Origin of the sequence: Nostoc punctiforme PCC 73102 (assembly GCF_000020025.1) — a bacterium.
Taxonomy (GTDB): domain Bacteria; phylum Cyanobacteriota; class Cyanobacteriia; order Cyanobacteriales; family Nostocaceae; genus Nostoc; species Nostoc punctiforme.
This window is the reverse complement of the sequence record NC_010628.1, coordinates 2,190,116-2,206,628: the sequence shown is the minus strand read 5'-3', so window position 1 is coordinate 2,206,628 and position 16,513 is coordinate 2,190,116. Positions and strand designations below refer to the sequence as shown.

Annotated in this window: 15 protein-coding genes; 11 read left to right on the top strand and 4 right to left on the bottom strand. The window is 40.6% G+C overall.

Annotated elements, in window-relative coordinates; translation table 11 throughout:
- Positions 1–3: 3 nt before the first annotated feature.
- Together NPUN_RS09095 and NPUN_RS09090 are read right to left on the bottom strand one after the other, a co-directional pair.
- Positions 4–2,124, bottom strand: coding sequence for an amylo-alpha-1,6-glucosidase (locus NPUN_RS09095; RefSeq protein ID WP_012408473.1), 2,121 nt, complete (start codon positions 2,122–2,124; stop codon positions 4–6).
- A 111-nt stretch (positions 2,125–2,235) separates the two neighbouring features.
- On the bottom strand, positions 2,236–3,048 hold the full coding sequence (locus NPUN_RS09090) for an SDR family oxidoreductase (RefSeq protein ID WP_012408472.1): 813 nt from the start codon (positions 3,046–3,048) through the stop codon (positions 2,236–2,238).
- A gap of 735 nt (positions 3,049–3,783) precedes the next feature.
- Here NPUN_RS09090 and NPUN_RS09085 point away from each other — a divergent pair.
- From NPUN_RS09085 to NPUN_RS09040, 10 genes are all read left to right on the top strand, one after another.
- Positions 3,784–4,278, top strand: coding sequence for a DUF2231 domain-containing protein (locus NPUN_RS09085; RefSeq protein ID WP_012408471.1), 495 nt, complete (start codon positions 3,784–3,786; stop codon positions 4,276–4,278).
- A complete protein-coding gene (locus NPUN_RS09080) occupies positions 4,275–4,868 on the top strand; it encodes a DUF2231 domain-containing protein (RefSeq protein WP_012408470.1) in 594 nt (197 codons plus the stop codon). The genes NPUN_RS09085 and NPUN_RS09080 overlap by 4 nt, the downstream gene beginning before the upstream one ends.
- 24 nt (positions 4,869–4,892) lie before the next feature.
- Positions 4,893–5,813, top strand: coding sequence for a cytochrome c oxidase subunit II (locus NPUN_RS09075; RefSeq protein ID WP_012408469.1), 921 nt, complete (start codon positions 4,893–4,895; stop codon positions 5,811–5,813).
- Positions 5,803–7,479 (top strand): cytochrome c oxidase subunit I, encoded by a 1,677-nt coding sequence (locus NPUN_RS09070; protein ID WP_012408468.1) that lies wholly within the window; start codon positions 5,803–5,805, stop codon positions 7,477–7,479. The genes NPUN_RS09075 and NPUN_RS09070 overlap by 11 nt, the downstream gene beginning before the upstream one ends.
- Positions 7,480–7,709: 230 nt before the next feature.
- Positions 7,710–8,375, top strand: coding sequence for a cytochrome c oxidase subunit 3 (locus NPUN_RS09065; RefSeq protein WP_012408467.1), 666 nt, complete (start codon positions 7,710–7,712; stop codon positions 8,373–8,375).
- Positions 8,376–8,413: 38 nt separating this feature from the next.
- Entirely contained in the window at positions 8,414–8,659 is a 246-nt protein-coding gene (locus NPUN_RS09060) for a hypothetical protein (protein WP_012408466.1), read from the top strand.
- Between the two features lie 53 nt (positions 8,660–8,712).
- Positions 8,713–10,083 carry an NAD(P)/FAD-dependent oxidoreductase gene (locus NPUN_RS09055; protein ID WP_012408465.1) on the top strand — a complete coding sequence of 457 codons (1,371 nt, stop codon included), beginning with the start codon at positions 8,713–8,715 and terminating at the stop codon, positions 10,081–10,083.
- 37 nt (positions 10,084–10,120) lie between these two features.
- A complete protein-coding gene (locus NPUN_RS09050; protein ID WP_012408464.1) occupies positions 10,121–11,116 on the top strand; it encodes a VOC family protein in 996 nt (331 codons plus the stop codon).
- 147 nt (positions 11,117–11,263) lie between these two features.
- Complete coding sequence (locus NPUN_RS09045) at positions 11,264–12,232, top strand: amino acid ABC transporter substrate-binding protein (RefSeq protein WP_012408463.1); 969 nt, start codon at positions 11,264–11,266, stop codon at positions 12,230–12,232.
- A gap of 726 nt (positions 12,233–12,958) precedes the next feature.
- On the top strand, positions 12,959–13,366 hold the full coding sequence (locus tag NPUN_RS09040; protein WP_012408462.1) for a peptidoglycan-binding domain-containing protein: 408 nt from the start codon (positions 12,959–12,961) through the stop codon (positions 13,364–13,366).
- A gap of 230 nt (positions 13,367–13,596) precedes the next feature.
- Here NPUN_RS09040 and NPUN_RS09035 read toward each other — a convergent pair whose 3' ends face one another.
- Positions 13,597–14,139 (bottom strand): DoxX family protein, encoded by a 543-nt coding sequence (locus tag NPUN_RS09035; protein ID WP_012408461.1) that lies wholly within the window; start codon positions 14,137–14,139, stop codon positions 13,597–13,599.
- Positions 14,136–15,065 carry an SMP-30/gluconolactonase/LRE family protein gene (locus NPUN_RS09030; RefSeq protein WP_012408460.1) on the bottom strand — a complete coding sequence of 310 codons (930 nt, stop codon included), beginning with the start codon at positions 15,063–15,065 and terminating at the stop codon, positions 14,136–14,138. Before NPUN_RS09030 ends, NPUN_RS09035 begins: the two co-directional genes overlap by 4 nt.
- A 706-nt stretch (positions 15,066–15,771) precedes the next feature.
- Between NPUN_RS09030 and rppA the strand changes: the two genes are divergently transcribed.
- Entirely contained in the window at positions 15,772–16,506 is a 735-nt protein-coding gene (gene rppA, locus NPUN_RS09025) for a two-component system response regulator RppA (protein WP_012408459.1), read from the top strand.
- Positions 16,507–16,513: the final 7 nt, after the last annotated feature.

The following is a 16,513-nucleotide window of genomic DNA, read 5'->3' as shown; positions in this document are numbered from 1 at the left end:
TAATTATGTAGAAACTTCTAATTCACCATCAAGATGGGTAACTTTCCATTGGGTTTGTTCGCCATCGCGCCAAAAGCGCAATCCCACCGTAGCGTCTCCTACAGACAAATTTGTGAGTTCTAAATCGGGTAAGAAATCTGGTAGATTCGGCTGTACTTTTAACTGTTGTTTGGAAGCATCAGCTTTGAGTCCTAAAATGGTACGAATGAGTAAGAAAATTGAACCAGCAGCCCAAGCTTGGGGTATATTAGCATCTGGGTAGGGGACTGGAAAGTTATCATCTTGACGTTCAATTCCCGCAAACAATTCTGGCATTCGTCCAGCTTGAAAATAACTAGCAGCAGCAAAGATACCCTCAGCAATGCGGTTAGCTTCTTGATGATAGCCATATCGCTTTAATCCGGCCGCAATTATGGAGTTGTCGTGAGGCCATACACTACCTCGTTGATAACTAATTGGGTTATATGCCTGATTTTCAGATGAAAGAGTCCGCACACCCCAACCACACCACATATCTGGTTGAAAAAGTCGGTTAACAAGTTTTTTGGCTCGCTCTTGTGGGACAATACCAGACCAGAGGAGATGACCAGGATTTGAGGCAATTGATTGAATTTGCTGCTTTTTATCGTCTAATCCTAAACAGTAAAAGCCAACTGAATCCATCCAAAAGCGATCGTTAAATCGCTGATAAAGTTCTTCGGCTTTTTGACGCAGCTTTTTAGCTTGCTCTTTTTCGCCCCACACTTCATAAATTAAAGCTGCCCTCAGCCACGCATCATAAACGTAGCCTTGCACTTCACACAAAGCGATTGGCGGCTCAACTAACTGCCCATCGGGGTAAACTATTGCATCACCCGAATCTTTCCAACCTTGATTGCGTAATCCTTTTGACGAATGAGTTAAATACTCAACAAAGCCATCGCCGTCAAAGTCGCCGTATTTGTCAATCCAACTTAGTGCCTTTTCCAGTGGCGCTCGACACTCATCAAGCATACTAACATCGGCGTTCCAGTTATAGGCTTCAGCTAAAGTAACAATCCAAAGGATGGTAGTATCTACTGTTCCGTAGTAGGGATGATATGGAAGTAAGTTTAATGTAGTTAACTCATCGCGGCGCATTTCGTGCAGCATTTTGCCCGGTTGGGCATCGTGCCAATCATCCAACTCAGTGGCCTGGAGTTGAGCTAGTTTCAGTAACGTGCCACGGGAAAATTCATGATAAACTGCGATCGCTTGCAAGCTAGCAATTATTGAGTCACGTCCAAAAACAGCAACAAACCAGGGAATACCAGCAGCAGGCATCCAAAATTGATGTCCATTATCATCCACCTCAATCCGCAACGCTCCCATATCCGCGATCGCTTGCTGATAGTATTCGGCAATTTCAGCATTAGACGATTGCAACTTTGTCGCATTCATCAGGAATTCATCCCTAACCTTCCCAGCTTTCGTATTGTGAGGCACAGCGCAGGTGCTTTGAGGTTTGAAGATATTTCCATCGGCTAAGGCTATAAAATTAACACAAGTGTGCCATGTTTTCCCAGGAGCAATGACCACATCAAACATTAAACGACCATTGGCATAGCGTGGCTCAGAATTATCACAAACTGGCTCAATCACAATACCTCGGAAGAAAGAGCCGTTGCGATATTCAGTGGTGAGTACACCATTTTCCCATTTAGTTTGTGTCTCACCTCGCGTCAATATTTGCTGTGATTTGACATCAAAAATATCTGCAAAATCAGAGCGTACAGCTAGCATTAATTGAAACTCAACAGCTTTACTGTGATAGTTAGTTATATCAATATCTTCATGCATACCTTCTGCAATGTCGCGCCGAACCGTTACAAGCAAACTACCAGGAGGTAAAGAGTCGTTGATAGTAGGAAGTTGCAGATTAGTAAATTGGTAAAGCGCATTATGATGAGTGATATTGCTAGAGGTTAATAGCGAAAGTCGGCAGCGATTGAGAGAAATTTCGTAGTAAGAAATTAGCCGTGTGTCCCAAACAAAAAAACCTTGAGGTAAATTTTCGTCAATAGAACCATCACTAGCCGTTACTAAAAAAGATGAACCATCGTTAATGGTTATCAAACCCGAATTGACAGTAACTTTTGTAGGCATTTTCAATTAACCAATTCTGTGGTTTTAATTCCCTCGCTTCCAACAAGCCGCAAATTTTCTGGCTCTTTTTAAATCCCAATTACAAAACTTAAATACGAATTACGAATTATCTTAACCATTGTCTGTAAACCCTGGATATAAAGTCATGCCACCATCTACAAATAGTGTTGTACCGTTGACATAATCAGAGTCATCAGAAGCCAACCAAACTGCTGCTTTGGCGATATCTTCTACATTTCCCACACGTTTCGCTGGAATTAGTTTTAGTAAATTTGCCTCTGCTTGTGGGGTATCCCAAGCTGATTTGTTAATTGGGGTTTTGATTGCACCAGGAGCAATACTATTAACCCGAATTTTGTGAGGAGCAAGTTCTTGGGCAATACTTTGCATCATCATATTAATACCACCTTTGCTAGTAGCATAATTCACATGACCAGCCCAAGGAATTACCTCATGTACGGAACTCATACAAATAATCTTACCTGCCGCACATGAAATATCAGGCTTCACACCTCGACGCAAGAATTCCTTTGCGGCTTCCCTAGCACATAAGAATTGTCCTGTTAGATTTATCCCAATCACTGCATTCCATTGATCGAGGGTCATATCTATAAATGCTGAGTCTTTTTGAATGCCCGCATTACTTACTAAAATATCAATAGTGCCAAATTGTTTAAGGGTTAGGCTGAACATTGCCTTTACTTGGTCTTCTTTACTGACATCGGCTTGAATAGCGAATGCTTCTCCATTAGCAGCTTTGATATCATCAACAATTTTTTGGGCTGATTCAGCTTCAGAATGGTAATTGATAGCTACTGCTGCACCTGATGCAGCCAAATAGCGAGCGATCGCTTCACCAATCCCAGAACTAGCACCTGTCACAAGTGCTTTTTGACCTTTAAGGAGATAAGGGGAATAACTCATAATACTTTTTCAGAATTTTTGCTATGTATTTTCATTTGCAAAGTTTGAAGATAGCTGATATTGAAAACTTATGATTGAATCCGAATTGAAGCAATCTGTCCTACGTTGAAATTTTTATACTAATTACACATTTGGCTTATGTGTTTAATTTTTGACAGCTATTTTGGTGATTCTGGCACCACTTTAGAGGTTTGCAAAAATTAATGCTTCTAGCCATTGGAATAATAAATATCTCTACCGAAAGAACTATAAAAATTTCATCACAATTTCATTATTGGATGAAATCTTTATAGTATGAAGTCAGTTGCATGTCTTTCTTAAGCAGGAGATAGCTTTTAGAATAATTTCGATTTTTTGATATGGATTTATTTATACAAGAGTTTGATTAATGACAAGTAACCGGTTACTAAAATTATTTATTAATCTTGTAGAGATGCATATTTTCAGGTGTATATGATTATTTATAATAAAATTTAATTAATTTCTTTTACCATCTGCCTTTCTTAATAAAATTGGAAATTGGAGAGATGTAGCTAACAAGAAATCATAATTTATTTTTCGATAAGTCATCCCTAAGATAGTAGCTTTTTGCTCTATTTTTTAGATATTGATTGTTAGGAATTCTAAATCTTGTCAGCATCTGCAAAATTAAAAATCTTCAAGCAGTCAATACTGGATAGTATTTTTACAAAACCTCTAAGCAATCACAGCACCTGATACCCCAAGGAAAAAGCGATGTCTGCCTTACCTCTCAATAGCCAGAATCTACCATACCCCGATCCTTTGCACCCAATTATCGTTCACTTTGTGATTGCAATGGTGTTTTTTTCTTTCTTCTGTGATGTTCTAGGCTATTTCACCCGCAACGTGCGTTTATTTGAGGTGAGTTTCTGGAATATGTTTGTTGCTGCGATCGCAATTTTCATCGCAATTATCTTTGGTCAATTTGAAGCAGGACTAGCACAAGCCCAGAAAGCAGCCCAGTCAACGCTGAATTATCATACCGTCTTGGGTTGGTCACTGGGAGCGATTGTTGCGGCGATCGCAGCTTGGCGTTTTGTGATTCGCAACCGCAGCCCCCGAAAAGTACCACCTGCTTACCTTGGGGCTGCAACATTGTTAGTCTGCCTAGTATTTTTGCAAGTGTATTTGGGGAGTAAACTGTTTTGGGTGTATGGGTTGCACGTTGAGCCTGTAGTTCAAGCCATGAAACAGGGAGTTTCACCATGAACCCGCAACTGATTGAGCAGTTGAGATTGCGGCTGGGTGCTAACGGATTACCTTATGAGATTCCTATACATCCGCAGTTGGTGCATCTAACGCTGGGCTTGTTTATCATTGCCATTCTTTTTGATATAGCAGGAGTGCTGTTTTCTTTAGAAAAACCTATTTTCAAATTTTTGGGATTGGCTGCCATCCGTTCTAGCTTTTTTGATGTCGGCTGGTACAACCTGATAGCAGCAGCAGGTATCACATTTTTCACGGTTGCGGCTGGTTTTTTTGAGCTACTTTTGGCAAATCCACCAGTCGATCAAAAGAGTGCTTGGGGATTGAGTGCTGGTTGGACGATGCTTTTACATGGTTTGGGTGGGGTTTTGCTGTTGGGGATCATTGTCGCCATGACTGTATGGAGAGGTTTGCAACGCTACCACTGGCGGAAGGATGCTTCCAGACAGGTGCAGTGGAGTTACTTGTTAGCAGGGATTGCGATGCTAGGCATATTGTATGTTCACGGAACATTGGGGGCGCATTTGGGAGAAGAATTTGGAATTCATGTTACTGCTGCTAATACCATTTCTAAAAATGTTTACAACAAATAATTAAACGAGAATTTATTGAATTTTATGTTTAGTGTTTTTGAATATGTATTAATAGCGGTTTATGTAGCAGTGTTGCTCGTCGTCAGTCGGTGGATTGGCCAGCAGGCGTTTTCTTGGATGCCTCCCCAAGCTACAGCAGAAGCACAACGGGTAGATGATTTATTTAGCTTCTTAGTCTCAATTGGAGCATTTATCTTACTTGGGCTAATTGGCGTTATGGTTTATGCGATCGCATTCCATCGCGCCCCTCCAGAAGACTACACCGAGGGACACCCCTCTAGAGGTGATGCGAGGCTAGAAATATTGTGGACAGCAACCCCAACTTTGTTAGTAGTGTGGATTGCTTTTCAAAGCTTCAATATTTATCAGCAGTTAAATATTTTAGGTTTAAAGCAAATCGTGCATTTGCACACACCCCTAGAATCTGCACCCGCTTATGCCGAAACCGTCAGCGATGCCCCCAAACCTGCATCTGAAACTATTGATGTTTTCGTTAAGCAGTGGGATTGGTCTTTTCGTTATCCAAATAACGTTACTAGCAATCAACTGCATCTGCCGATCAATCGTAGCACTCGCTTAAATCTGCAAGCACAGGATGTAATTCACGGTTTCTATGTCCCTGAGTTTCGCTTAAAGCAGGATATTATTCCAGGGCGCGACATTGATATTGTGCTAACACCTACTCGCCCAGGCAAATATCGGCTGAAAGATTCTCAATTTAGCGGTACTTACTTTGCCTTAATGGAAACGGATGTATACGTTGAATCCCTCGACCGATATAACCAGTGGCTCACGCAAACTGCTAATAGCGAACCAACTCCAGTAAATCAGGCAGTTGCCGAAAATATCCAACCACCAAAAACATTGTTTAATAGCGGCTGGTACACCGTCACACCTGCTCAACCTGGCATTGCCAATAAAAGGAAGCAAAATAATGACACATGATTTTAGTCAAGAGATTACCGGGGAGCAAGAATCGGAAAATTATCAGAACCAGCAGGGTAATACCTGGCAGCAATATTTCAGTTTCAACACCGATCATAAGGTGATTGGAATTCAGTACATGGTGATGACCTTCATGTTCTTCCTGATTGGCGGACTGTTGGCGATGCTGATTCGGGCTGAATTACTCACCCCAGAATCGAATCTGGTTGATCGCCCGCTTTATAATGGTTTGTTCACCATGCACGGGACAATCATGATTTTCCTGTGGATTATTCCCTTCAATGCAGGGCTTTCTAACTACTTAGTACCATTGATGATTGGAGCGCGGGATATGGCTTTTCCCTTGCTCAACGCCATCTCCTTTTGGATTTTGCCGCCAGCTGGTCTTTTACTACTGTCTAGCTTCTTCTTGCCAAACGGGACTGCACAATCTGGCTGGTGGTCTTATCCGCCAATTAGTCTGCAAATTCCAGGTGGTGAACTGATTAACGGTGAATTTATTTGGATAGTCAGCCTAGTTTTAATCGGCATCTCTTCCATCATGGGGGCTGTCAACTTTATGACAACCATCTTTTGGATGCGGGCCCCAGGGATGACATTTTTTCGGATGCCTGTGTTTGTTTGGTCGGTTCTCAGCGCCCAGTTATTGCAACTGATTAATTTACCTGCCTTAACGGGTGCATTGATCCTGTTGTTGCTTGACCTATCCGTTGGCACACAATTCTTTAAACCGGATGGGAATGGCGATCCCGTCATTTACCAACATCTATTTTGGTTCTACTCTCACCCAGCAGTTTATATCATGGCACTACCAGCCTTTGGTATTTTTGCTGAGGTTTTGCCTGCATTTTCTCGCAATCCCCTATTTGGTTATCGGTCAGTTGCGATCGCCACCTTGGGTATTGCTTTTATCAGCATCTTCGTTTGGGTACATCACATGTTCACCAGTGCTACCCCTGGTTGGATGCGGATGACCTTCATGGCTACTTCAATGTTAGTTGCCATACCTACCGGTATTAAAGCCTTCGCTTGGACTGCCACTATCTGGAGAAGCAAGCTACATCTAGAGACACCAATGCTGTTTGCAATGGGAGGTGCAGCCATGTTTATTTTTGGCGGTGTTACTGGTGTAATGCTTGCTGCCACGCCATTTGATATCCACGTTAATAATACTTACTTTGTAGTGGGACACTTCCACTACATCGTTTTTAACACGATTACAATGGCAATCTTCGCGGCAATTTACTACTGGTTTCCCAAAATCACTGGCAGAATGTATGCTGAGGGTTGGGGCAAATTGCATTTTTGGCTGACCTTTATACCTGCCAATATCACCTTCTTCTCCATGCACCCACTAGGCTTACAAGGGATGCTACGCCGAGTCTCTTCCTACGATCCACAGTATCAAGGATGGAACGTTATCGCTAGCTTGGCATCATTCTTACTAGGAGCATCCACGCTGCCTTTTATTGCTAACATAGTAGGCTCTTGGCTTTACGGGCCAAGAGCAGTTGACAATCCTTGGCACGCTAGTGGATTGGAATGGACAACCTCTTCACCACCTCCGCGAGATAACTTTGAAGAGATTCCAATTGTCAAAAGACCTCCTTATGACTACGGTAATCCAAAGTACTCAATAATCGAAGATTCTAATAACAATGAGTGAGGAGTTAGAGGATGTTTGAAAAGTCATGATTGATGTATCAAATATTTTTTACCCCACCCTAGCCCTCCCCTTATAAAGGTGAGGGAACCGGATTTTCTTGTTTCCCCCCTTTATAAGGGGGTAATAATTCGATTAAAATCACAACATACCACTTTTCAAACATCCTCTTAGACAAATTTTAATTACGAATTACGTAGCTTGCTTCTCGCCTTTGGCGAGTATTACGAATTATGCAACGTCGCACTATTCATATAGATGAAAGTCCTATCCGTTTTGATTTGTGGCGGCGACGCTTGCCAAATTGGTTACAGCGCTTCTTACCAAGTGGTGGCGGTAGTCATGAAGATCATCATGGTAAAGGAATGTTCGGATTTACCGTGTTCCTGCTGTCAGAAAGCATCATTTTTTTGAGTTTTATCTTTACTTATGTTGCTCTACGACTGAATACTAAAAATTGGCTGCCACCCGGTATATCGGGACCGGAATTGTCTACAATTGTAGTTATTAATACGGTAGTATTACTTTCTAGTAGCTTTGTCATTCAACCAGCAGAAAATGCACTCAAGCGTAATCAACTCAAGAAATTTCGTTGGCTATGGTTAATAACGATCGCAATGGGGAGTTACTTCTTAGTTGGTCTGCTAATTGAGTGGAAAAATCTCGATTTCAAGATTACTACAGGGTTAGTTGGTTCGACATTTTACTTACTAACAGGCTTCCACGGTCTACACGTCCTGGCTGGTGTTGTGCTTCAGATAATTATGCTGATTCGTTCATTCATCCCAGGCAACTATAATAAAACTCACTTCGGGACAAGTGCAACTACTCTATTTTGGCACTTTGTTGATGTAGTTTGGGTCTTTCTTTTCTCGCTTCTCTACCTTTGGCGAGCATAAAAACATTCAGATATCCAAATATTTTCAGGAGTAATGTGATGAATCTATTCTTACAAGAAATACCAGCCTCAGAACGTGCCCCAAAAACAATTCAAGAAACTCCAGCACCAGGTCAAGATCCACTAATTGCACGCGGATTACAAAAAGAGCAATATGCTGGCATTATTGGCCTAGCGATCGCTCTGATTGCTGCTGTCGGATTTTTTAGTCAGAGAGTTGAATATGCTATTGCATTTGCTGTGTTCCTCAGTGCTATTTTGATAGCTTTGTTTTTATTCATCTAGTAGAGATTTCATTAATAAAACATCCTGATTTAACAAAATTTGCGAGGGATTTTATGAACAGCCCAGTTTATCAAACTGTGATTGTCGGCGGTGGTTTTACCGGGCTATTTACAGCCTTACATTTAGCTCACGAACATTATCCCCGCTCTGTTATCTTGATTGATAAAGACGAGCGCTTTTGCTTTAAGCCACTATTATATGAATATTTCGATGGTGAGATGGATACCTTTCAGGTAGTGCCGCGTTTTTCGGAACTGCTTAAAGGTAGTGGTGTCATCTTTGTGCAAGATACAGTGCAATCGATAAACTTGCATCAACGGGAAGTTAAATTAGCTTCGGGAAATTCCTACAATTACAGCAATTTAGTATTAGCTTTGGGCAGCGTTACTGGCTATCATCAAGTTGAAGGTGCTAGAGAAAATGCCTTTCCTTTCTGGACGCAAGCAGATGCGATCGCTCTTGACCGTCATTTACGTGACTGTTTGCAAAAAGCTGTCCAAACTGAAGATGTAGAACAACGCCGAAAGCTATTAACAGTAGTCATAGTTGGTGGTGGTGCAAGTGGTGTGGAAATGGCAGCAACTCTAGCTGATTTTCTCCCACATTGGTATAGCGCTTTGGGAGGAAATTCAAGTGAAATTCGTGTAGTACTACTCAATCATGGTAAAGAAATCCTTGATGGTGATATAAATAACCCATTGCGTGAAATTGCCGAACGGGAATTGAACAAACGTGCTGTGCCAATAGAAATGATTGTGGAAGCAGAAGCTACTGCTATTGGTTCCACCTCAATTCAATATAAGCGTAACGAGCAAATTGAGACATTAGCTACACATACTACAGTTTGGACTGCTGGCACTTCTACCCATCCACTGATTAAAGATTTGCCAATTCCTAAAGAACATCGAGATCGTCGCGATCGCCCTTTAGTTACTCCTAACTTGCAATTACTCGATTTTCCAGAAGTCTTTGTCGGTGGTGATTGTGCAGCAGTTCAGGATAATTCGCTACCGCCTACGGCTCAAGTTGCTTATCAGCAAGGAGCCAATATTGCCCAGAATTTGAAAGCATTAGCATTAGGAGAAGAACCCAAACCTGCTAAGGTTAACATCCGGGGAACCCTTTTGAAATTGGGGATAAATGATGCTGCTGCTAACCTTTTCAATGTTTTTGAAGTTGTAGGCGAAACCGCGCATTTAATCCGTCAAGGCACTTATTTAACGCTATTACCAGCACCAATTCATGACTTTAAAGCCACCACTGAATGGGTAGATGAAGAAGTTTTTCATCAGCACCTTGACCCTCATGATGTCGGGAAAAAAGTGGTGCAAGCAGCGGAAATAGTCGGCGTAGGAGTTGTAGGTATTCTAGCTGCAAGAAAATTACTGAAAATGTTGGGAGATGAAGATAAAAACAGTAAGTAGGTAATCTCCTTTAATACAGAGTAAATTGCCAGTACAAATGCTATTGAATATGCGTAGCCAAACCGATGTACAGGTACAAAGAATTAGAGCAATTGCCTTAACAGTGACAAGCTGCAATCGCTCTTTAGATTTCTACACCCAAGCACTTGGGTTTGAATTAGTTTCCGATATCACAGTTGAAGGGCAAGATTACAGCGACTTACAAGGAATCACTGAGGCAAAAATTCGCATTATCACTTTACGGCTAGGTGATGAACTCATCGAGTTGATGGAGTATCTCAACATTCAGGGAAAACCTATTCCCACAGATTCTCAAAGTAATGACATTTGGTTCCAACATCTAGCAATTGTGGTGAGTGATATGGATCGCGCTTATGCACAATTGTGTTCATTCCCGATTGGGCCCATTTCAGTTGCTCCGCAGACAATCCTACCTGATAATCAAACATCTGGTGGTGTTCGTGCCTTTAAGTTTAAAGACCCTGATGGACATGATTTAGAGTTAATTTGGTTTCCTCCCCACCAAGGACAAGATAAATGGCATCAAAACACGAATCGCTTGTTTTTGGGAATCGACCATACTGCGATGTCTACGACGGGCTACGCCTACGCTATTTCCAATACCGAGCAGAGTCTACACTTTTACCGCGACCTCCTGGGAATGCAAATTGATAGCCGCAGTCTCAACTGGCGTGCAACCCAAGCTCGTTTAGATAATTTGCCAGGTGCCGAAGTCAAAATTACGGGCTTGCGACCTGTTCAAGGTGGCTTAGGGATTGAATTGCTAGACTATCTTGTGCCTGGAAAAGGCCGCCCAATGCCGAGTGACTGGAAAAGTTGCGATATTGCACATATACAAATTGAGCTTGTTGTCAATAATATTGAGCAGGCGGTAGAGATACTGCGGCAAAATGGAGTTCAGTTTGTCTCATCGCGGATTGTACAGTTTCCAGTTAGTGGAAGTTGCGATCGCAAAGGTTGTTTAGTTAAAGATCCTGACGGACACGCTATATTGCTTGTAACAAGCACATAACAATGAAAGTACTACAAATCAATACTCCTATGAGTACAAAAATATGCTATCAAAGTCATGGCATTTAAGTTTCTAATGTGAAGAATCATTTCTAGAACTGCTTACTTGGCAATTCACAGAGATAATTTTTTTACTTTGATACTGTGGATGCCCAAATACTTGAATATGTTTGTTAGTACTAAAATAAATCTCTCGTGTTTACCTGCTTTTACTAAGTCAAAGATATATAGTGCCATATTCGGTTTGATATTATCAGTATCCCTACCTGGTGTTGCAGGGGCAGAAACTGTGATGCAAAAAGTAGCACGAACAGGAGTATTAACGGCAGGTACAAGTAGAGATGCTTTACCCTTTGCATACTCTGACAGTCAAGGAAAATTGATCGGTTATTCTGTGGATATGCTGACTTTGATCCAGAAGCAATTAGAAAAAGAATTAGGCAAAAAGATTCAACTTAAATTAGTTGGAGTTACCCCAGCAGAAAGAATTCCTAAGATAATTAACCGGCAAGTTGATATTATCTGTGATGCTAGTAGCTTTACTTGGGAGCGAGATAAAAAGATTGATTTTTCAGTTAGCTATGGTGTCACAGGTACTCAAATTTTAATTAAGAAGGACAGCAATTTAGGTTCGCCTGAATCTCTCATTAACAAGCGTGTGGGTGTACTGGCTGGAACTACCAACGAAGAAACCATCAAGCAGGTACAAACCCAAGCTAAACTTGTATATTTTAAGACTAGAGCAGAAGGATTTGCTGCTTTGGAACAGGGCAAAATTGACGCTTTTGCATCCGATAGCATTATTTTAGAGGGATGGTTACAAACAGCAAAAAATCAAGATAGTTTTGCCATCGCACCCCCTCGTCCCTATTCACGAGAAGGAATTGCTTGTATGGTTCCTGAGAATAACTCTAAATTCCTCGATTCAGTGAACTATTCCCTCGTCAAGTTTATGCAAGGATTTGTCAACGATAACCCCAAATATGTTGCGATTTTTGATCGTTGGTTTGGTTCTCAAGGTGTTGTATTTCTAAATCGAGACTTACGTGATTTAGCTGTGGAAACCATGCAATTGATGATAGAGTTTCACGAAGATATTCCCCAGAAAGATTTGTAGGCTGTAGTTAGTATTAATGGTAAAGAAATTTGAGAGTATATTAGACCTGCCTTGAAAATAAGGCACGAGGCAGGAGGAAAAGACATTTTCATTATTCCTTGTGAGCGCAGCTCATGAAATCTCTTGCAAAACTATTTTATGGTAAAATGAAGATATTTTGACAATTCAGATTATCGCAAATAACCAGGGTTAACGCATCTTAAAAAGTATTGGCTAAGTAAGTTGGCACAATAAAATAAAACTATGCAAAGAAAAATAAACTAGTCTAAAATCCTTATATTTATTGCCTATTGCCTATTGCCTATTGCCTTATCCCAACAACAATTCTTTACGCCCACTTACTTAATAGCGTGTTAGAAACGTATGTTGCGTGAGATTTTTATCCAACAGAGAACAGAAAATCTTTTACGGTGATGATTGTTGGAAATCACAACGTTTAATAATTAAGGGTTGTTAGATAAATTCTCATAAATCAATAGTATGAGCTTGTGCGACATAATCCTTAATGAATTAGTCATGCTTTTGTCACACTCTTATCACATTTTTGTAATAACTCTGTCAATATAACGTGTGATGCTATAGCTCTGGGTAGGCAATAGACTCGCTCTATAGCAAATCCACACACCAGAATTGCTCGAAGAGAATCACTATCAGGTACAAGCCCTCATAGCATGACTCTTCAAATCAAAATTGCAAAATCTCTCATAGTTTGGAAGGAATAAGAGAATGAATTGGAAAGTATTTGCTTTGATCCCTGTTTTGACTCTAGCTACTGCTTTGCCTGGTTACTCTTTAACCCATAAAAAAAGCCACAATACGGCTACCGCTACTCAGGTTGCACAGAATCCTCAGCAAGGCAACACTATCAAAAAGTCTAATGCTGTCCACAAGGCTAATGCCAAGCACAAATCTAATAGTACAGCAGTTAAGCGTAGTAATGTACTCACAGTAGGTAGTACGGGAGAAGCAGTCAAAACTGCTCAAAATGCTTTAAAGCAGCAAGGATTCTATACCGCAAATGTGAATGGTGTCTTTGATAATAAGACACGTTCAGCAGTGATCAAATTTCAAAAGTCTAAAGGCTTAAGAGCAGATGGAATAATTGGACGGCGGACTTTAGCATCTTTAAAATAAGATGATTTACTTGACTTGTTAATTAGAGTTCAAGTCAACCCAATACGTTTCGGATAAGCATTTTTTACTTTCCTTGTGGTCTGGGGAATGGTGTTGCAGGTATTGGGTAAAGGATGTATTCAAAACCAATACCTTTTCCCTTTCCCCTTTAAACGAACCATATTGGCATGACTTCCTCATGACTACAGATGAAACTTCAGCACCGTTTTGGTGATTCAGTCGGATAGTTTTCACCGTCCAAAAATAAAAGCATCTAGCGAATATACACCAGGGCCTAAAGCCGCGATCGCAATTAGCATAACGCAGTACATAAACGCTTTTTCCCAACTTGGCGGTTCACCTTGTCCTAAAGGGCCTTGATACTGGTCTTCTGGAATTAAGTATGGATCTTGGGCTACAAAGGGTTTACTTCCAGAAATGTGCAAGTATATTGCAAAAATCATTGAGCATAAAATAGGCAAGGTGGCTAAGAGTGTCAGGAATCCAATAATTAGAAAAATTCCGCCGCCTAACATAGACGCAGCTGATAAGAAGCAAAGAAAGACAGGCATCTTTAGAGACTCAGCCCACTGTCGAAGATGCGTAATTTTTGGATAGCCATGTAGGATGAATAACGCACCAGTACTAACTCTTAATAGTAAAAGTGCTAATCCTGGAAATCCGCCAGGATAAGTATTATAAAGTGAACTTAATAGGTATGTCCCTAGCTGTGGGAAATTAAATGAACCTAGAAAAAAAGCGATCGCTAGACCAATCGCAAATTTATAAATCATTGCTGTACACCACGGGTATTAAGGTCAATAGCATATAAAGAATGACCGGCTGTAATAAACAGGCGTTCACCTTGTTTACCGCCGAAAGTGAGATTAGTGGATGTCTCCGGTACAAGAATTTTTCCCAACTGAGTCCCGTCGGAGGAATATATCTGCACGCTGTCTTGAGAACTAGTAAAAATATTGCCGTACTTGTCCACCCGAAATCCATCAGGTTGTCCTGGATCGATGACTGCAAACACACGACCATTCTTGACATAGTGATGTCTACGACAGGTGGTTCCTGATACGCTCACGACCTCATACACACGGATGTTATGAGGCCCGCCAGGAATATTAAACGCAGCTGTATCTGAAACATACAGTAGATTTTCGTCTGGACTAAAAGCCAGTCCGTTAGGACGCACCATGTCCATTACTACTGGATAAATCTCATCGGTTGCTGGATCAAACCGATATACATAACTTCCGGGTTGTTCTTGTTCGCCACCGTAACCTTGATTTGGCTCAGTGATCCCATAAGGCGGATCGGTGAACCAAATTGTGCCGTCGCTTTTCACTACCAAATCATTTGGACTGTTCAGGCGTTTGCCTTGGTAGCGATCGACTAAAACCTTCCACTCACCATTGTCTTCGCGTCGAATTATGGCACGCAAACCAGATGAACACGCAACAAGACGGCCTTCCAAGTCGCGGTAATTACCACTTTGATAATCAGATGGGTCACGTAGGACACTCACATCATCAGTAGGACTCCAACGTAACAAACGGTTGCCATGAGCATCACTCCACACAACACTATTGTCTTCGTGAAAGTAAACAGGCCCCTCACTATGGACTGCACCGTTGGCTAGCTTTTGAAGTGAAGCATCTGGAGATACAATGGCACGCAGGCGATCGTCATATATTTCGATGATTTCAGACATGGAAATCTCCTGTCAATTAACTCTGTTTTTGGCAAAGAATTACAGCTTCCATTTCACACTAATTCATTCCTATAAAACTGGGGTTAATATTTTTTGTAAAAGTCTAAATTTAAATATTGCAGATATATTATGGTTTAATTTACTCACTTGTTATTAAATATAAATCTATAGATAATGGAACACTAAACTTTAGTATATTCGGTTTTTATTTACCTCAATCTGTAGATATATATTCATGTTTCATGAAGGTTGTAAGACTAGATAAAATATATACCAATCACATTATCAATATATAAAAATGAAATTAAAATGAAATCAAAGCCTATCTTTAGAGATAAATAAATATTAAGCCATTAGACAGAAGCGATATGGTAATTAAAGTTTTAATCTGAGCTAGGATATATTTTTCTTTAGACTTAATAAAGTATTTCCATGTACTTAGCTAATATAGGAATCATATTTGATTATTGAAAAAATTTAGTATAGCTCAAAGAGGCTTCTTGACCATTGCCTGTTGCCTTTATTTTTGCACTTAAATTTAATATTTAAAATTAAAGTTATTTTAGACAATCATCAATTAAATGTACTTTATTAATTAGTTTTTTAAAATAGCATTATTTTTACTTTAAGTAAAATAAAAATTTCATAATTATTTCACTTTTTTATGAAAGGGTAATTAAAGAAGGCTTTTAAGACTGGGTTGACTATGCGACTTCTATTAGTTGAAGATGAGGCAGATTTAGGTGCAGCAATTAAACAAGTCTTGAGTCATGAGGCGTATGTGGTTGACTGGTTTCTAGATGGTAGTCAGGCATGGCAGTATTTAGAAACAGGCTGGACTGAGTACACGCTAGCGATTTTTGATTGGATGCTGCCAGGAGTTTCGGGTGTGGAGTTGTGTAAATGGTTGCGATCGCGCCATTTAACTCTACCTGTATTGATGCTAACAGCTAAAGACCGGATGGAAGAAAAGATTATTGGTCTAGATAGCGGTGCAGATGATTATTTAATTAAACCATTTGGAATGGCCGAGTTACTGGCAAGATTGCGGGCATTACAAAGGCGAGCCTCTTACGTAGGAGCAACCCTTACACCTCAAGTCCAACCCCGGCGCTTACAAGTAGGTTGCCTGATACTCAATTACAGTACTCATGAACTTACTCGTCAGTATTCGCATAGAGAAAAGCGAGTATTCTCGTTAACTGTCAAGGAATTTCAATTGCTAGAATATTTCATGAGGCATCCTAACCATATTATCAGCCGCGACCAGATTATTAATCAACTTTGGGAAATTGGTGCAGAACCAGTTAGCAATGTAGTAGCAGCGCAAATTCGCTTATTGAGACGCAAATTAGGCGAAGAAGATAGCGAATCTTTGATTGAAACTATCTATGGTGTGGGTTATCGCCTAAATATTCATAGCGCGGAAACAGGCTGCTAATTTTTGC

Bases quoted from the DNA above. Each gene is read 5' to 3' on its own strand.
- NPUN_RS09095 (WP_012408473.1), bottom strand. From the start codon at position 2,124: ATGCCTACAAAAGTTACTGTCAATTCGGGTTTGATAACCATTAACGAT.
- NPUN_RS09090 (WP_012408472.1), bottom strand. From the start codon at position 3,048: ATGAGTTATTCCCCTTATCTCCTTAAAGGTCAAAAAGCACTTGTGACA.
- NPUN_RS09085 (WP_012408471.1), top strand. From the start codon at position 3,784: ATGTCTGCCTTACCTCTCAATAGCCAGAATCTACCATACCCCGATCCT.
- NPUN_RS09080 (WP_012408470.1), top strand. From the start codon at position 4,275: ATGAACCCGCAACTGATTGAGCAGTTGAGATTGCGGCTGGGTGCTAAC.
- NPUN_RS09075 (WP_012408469.1), top strand. From the start codon at position 4,893: ATGTTTAGTGTTTTTGAATATGTATTAATAGCGGTTTATGTAGCAGTG.
- NPUN_RS09070 (WP_012408468.1), top strand. From the start codon at position 5,803: ATGACACATGATTTTAGTCAAGAGATTACCGGGGAGCAAGAATCGGAA.
- NPUN_RS09065 (WP_012408467.1), top strand. From the start codon at position 7,710: ATGCAACGTCGCACTATTCATATAGATGAAAGTCCTATCCGTTTTGAT.
- NPUN_RS09060 (WP_012408466.1), top strand. From the start codon at position 8,414: ATGAATCTATTCTTACAAGAAATACCAGCCTCAGAACGTGCCCCAAAA.
- NPUN_RS09055 (WP_012408465.1), top strand. From the start codon at position 8,713: ATGAACAGCCCAGTTTATCAAACTGTGATTGTCGGCGGTGGTTTTACC.
- NPUN_RS09050 (WP_012408464.1), top strand. From the start codon at position 10,121: ATGCTATTGAATATGCGTAGCCAAACCGATGTACAGGTACAAAGAATT.
- NPUN_RS09045 (WP_012408463.1), top strand. From the start codon at position 11,264: ATGCCCAAATACTTGAATATGTTTGTTAGTACTAAAATAAATCTCTCG.
- NPUN_RS09040 (WP_012408462.1), top strand. From the start codon at position 12,959: ATGAATTGGAAAGTATTTGCTTTGATCCCTGTTTTGACTCTAGCTACT.
- NPUN_RS09035 (WP_012408461.1), bottom strand. From the start codon at position 14,139: ATGATTTATAAATTTGCGATTGGTCTAGCGATCGCTTTTTTTCTAGGT.
- NPUN_RS09030 (WP_012408460.1), bottom strand. From the start codon at position 15,065: ATGTCTGAAATCATCGAAATATATGACGATCGCCTGCGTGCCATTGTA.
- rppA (WP_012408459.1), top strand. From the start codon at position 15,772: ATGCGACTTCTATTAGTTGAAGATGAGGCAGATTTAGGTGCAGCAATT.